The organism is Streptomyces sp. NRRL F-525 (assembly GCF_000716605.1).
In the GTDB taxonomy this organism is placed as follows: domain Bacteria; phylum Actinomycetota; class Actinomycetes; order Streptomycetales; family Streptomycetaceae; genus Streptomyces.
Genome location: NZ_JNXE01000098.1, coordinates 1 through 2,870, shown reverse-complemented (window position 1 = coordinate 2,870; position 2,870 = coordinate 1). Strand labels below are relative to the sequence as shown.

The following is a 2,870-nucleotide window of genomic DNA, read 5'->3' as shown; positions in this document are numbered from 1 at the left end:
GCGCTGTAAGGCTTAGCTTCCGGGTTCGGAATGTAACCGGGCGTTTCCCTCACGCTATGACCACCGAAACACTATGAAACAGACAACCGCACAACACAGTGGACGCGAGCAACTGAGGACAAGCCCTCGGCCTATTAGTACCGGTCACCTCCACCCATTACTGGGCTTCCAGATCCGGCCTATCAACCCAGTCGTCTACTGGGAGCCTTAACCCCTCAAGGGGGTGGGAACACTCATCTCGAAGCAGGCTTCCCGCTTAGATGCTTTCAGCGGTTATCCCTCCCGAACGTAGCCAACCAGCCATGCCCTTGGCAGAACAACTGGCACACCAGAGGTTCGTCCGTCCCGGTCCTCTCGTACTAGGGACAGCCCTTCTCAATGTTCCTGCGCGCGCAGCGGATAGGGACCGAACTGTCTCACGACGTTCTAAACCCAGCTCGCGTACCGCTTTAATGGGCGAACAGCCCAACCCTTGGGACCGACTCCAGCCCCAGGATGCGACGAGCCGACATCGAGGTGCCAAACCATCCCGTCGATATGGACTCTTGGGGAAGATCAGCCTGTTATCCCCGGGGTACCTTTTATCCGTTGAGCGACGGCGCTTCCACAAGCCACCGCCGGATCACTAGTCCCGACTTTCGTCCCTGCTCGACCCGTCGGTCTCACAGTCAAGCTCCCTTGTGCACTTACACTCAACACCTGATTGCCAACCAGGCTGAGGGAACCTTTGGGCGCCTCCGTTACTCTTTAGGAGGCAACCGCCCCAGTTAAACTACCCATCAGACACTGTCCCTGATCCGGATCACGGACCCAGGTTAGACATCCAGCACGACCAGACTGGTATTTCAACGACGACTCCCCCTGAACTGGCGTCCAGAGTTCACAGTCTCCCAGCTATCCTACACAAGCCGAACCGAACACCAATATCAAACTGTAGTAAAGGTCCCGGGGTCTTTCCGTCCTGCTGCGCGAAACGAGCATCTTTACTCGTAGTGCAATTTCACCGGGCCTATGGTTGAGACAGTCGAGAAGTCGTTACGCCATTCGTGCAGGTCGGAACTTACCCGACAAGGAATTTCGCTACCTTAGGATGGTTATAGTTACCACCGCCGTTTACTGGCGCTTAAGTTCTCAGCTTCGCCCAACCGAAGTTGGACTAACCGGTCCCCTTAACGTTCCAGCACCGGGCAGGCGTCAGTCCGTATACATCGCCTTACGGCTTCGCACGGACCTGTGTTTTTAGTAAACAGTCGCTTCTCGCTGGTCTCTGCGGCCACCCCCAGCTCAAGGAGTAAATCCTCTCACCGGTGATGGCCCCCCTTCTCCCGAAGTTACGGGGGCATTTTGCCGAGTTCCTTAACCATAGTTCACCCGAACGCCTCGGTATTCTCTACCTGACCACCTGAGTCGGTTTAGGGTACGGGCCGCCATGAAACTCGCTAGAGGCTTTTCTCGACAGCATAGGATCATCCACTTCACCACAATCGGCTCGGCATCAGGTCTCAGACTATGTGCGATCCGGATTTACCTGGATCACGTCCTACACCCTTACCCCGGGACAACCACCGCCCGGGATGGACTACCTTCCTGCGTCACCCCATCACTCACCTACTAACCGCTTGGGCCGGCGGCTCCACCACTTTCCATTCCCCGAAGGGTCCGGAACGGCTTCACGGCCTTAGCATCACGATGCTCGATGTTTGACGCTTCACAGCGGGTACCGGAATATCAACCGGTTATCCATCGACTACGCCTGTCGGCCTCGCCTTAGGTCCCGACTTACCCTGGGCAGATCAGCTTGACCCAGGAACCCTTAGTCAATCGGCGCACACGTTTCTCACGTGTGTATCGCTACTCATGCCTGCATTCTCACTCGTGAACCGTCCACCACTAGCTTCCGCTGCAGCTTCACCCGGCACACGACGCTCCCCTACCCATCCCAGCACCCGTTGGGGCTATTGCTGGAATGACACGACTTCGGCGGTACGCTTGAGCCCCGCTACATTGTCGGCGCGGAATCACTAGACCAGTGAGCTATTACGCACTCTTTCAAGGGTGGCTGCTTCTAAGCCAACCTCCTGGTTGTCTCTGCGACTCCACATCCTTTCCCACTTAGCGTACGCTTAGGGGCCTTAGTCGATGCTCTGGGCTGTTTCCCTCTCGACCATGGAGCTTATCCCCCACAGTCTCACTGCCGTGCTCTCACTTACCGGCATTCGGAGTTTGGCTAAGGTCAGTAACCCGGTAGGGCCCATCGCCTATCCAGTGCTCTACCTCCGGCAAGAAACACACGACGCTGCACCTAAATGCATTTCGGGGAGAACCAGCTATCACGGAGTTTGATTGGCCTTTCACCCCTAACCACAGGTCATCCCCCAGGTTTTCAACCCTGGTGGGTTCGGTCCTCCACGAAGTCTTACCTCCGCTTCAACCTGCCCATGGCTAGATCACTCCGCTTCGGGTCTTGAGCGCGCTACTGAATCGCCCTATTCGGACTCGCTTTCGCTACGGCTTCCCCACACGGGTTAACCTCGCAACACACCGCAAACTCGCAGGCTCATTCTTCAAAAGGCACGCAGTCACGACGCACCAAGTAAACTTGATGCGCGACGCTCCCACGGCTTGTAGGCACACGGTTTCAGGTACTATTTCACTCCGCTCCCGCGGTACTTTTCACCATTCCCTCACGGTACTATCCGCTATCGGTCACCAGGGAATATTTAGGCTTAGCGGGTGGTCCCGCCAGATTCACACGGGATTTCTCGGGCCCCGTGCTACTTGGGTGTCTCTCAAACGAGCCGTTGACGTTTCGACTACGGGGGTCTTACCCTCTACGCCGGACCTTTCGCATGTCCTTCGCCTACATCAAC

The 2,870-nt window shown here is 56.6% G+C and carries 2 rRNA genes; both read right to left on the bottom strand.

Annotated features, from left to right (window positions below):
- A 5S ribosomal RNA gene (rrf, locus tag OO69_RS48000) occupies nt 1-68 on the bottom strand; the annotation flags it as partial.
- Between the two features lie 46 nt (nt 69-114).
- Nucleotides 115-2,870: ribosomal RNA gene (locus tag OO69_RS47995) — 23S ribosomal RNA — on the bottom strand; the annotation flags it as partial.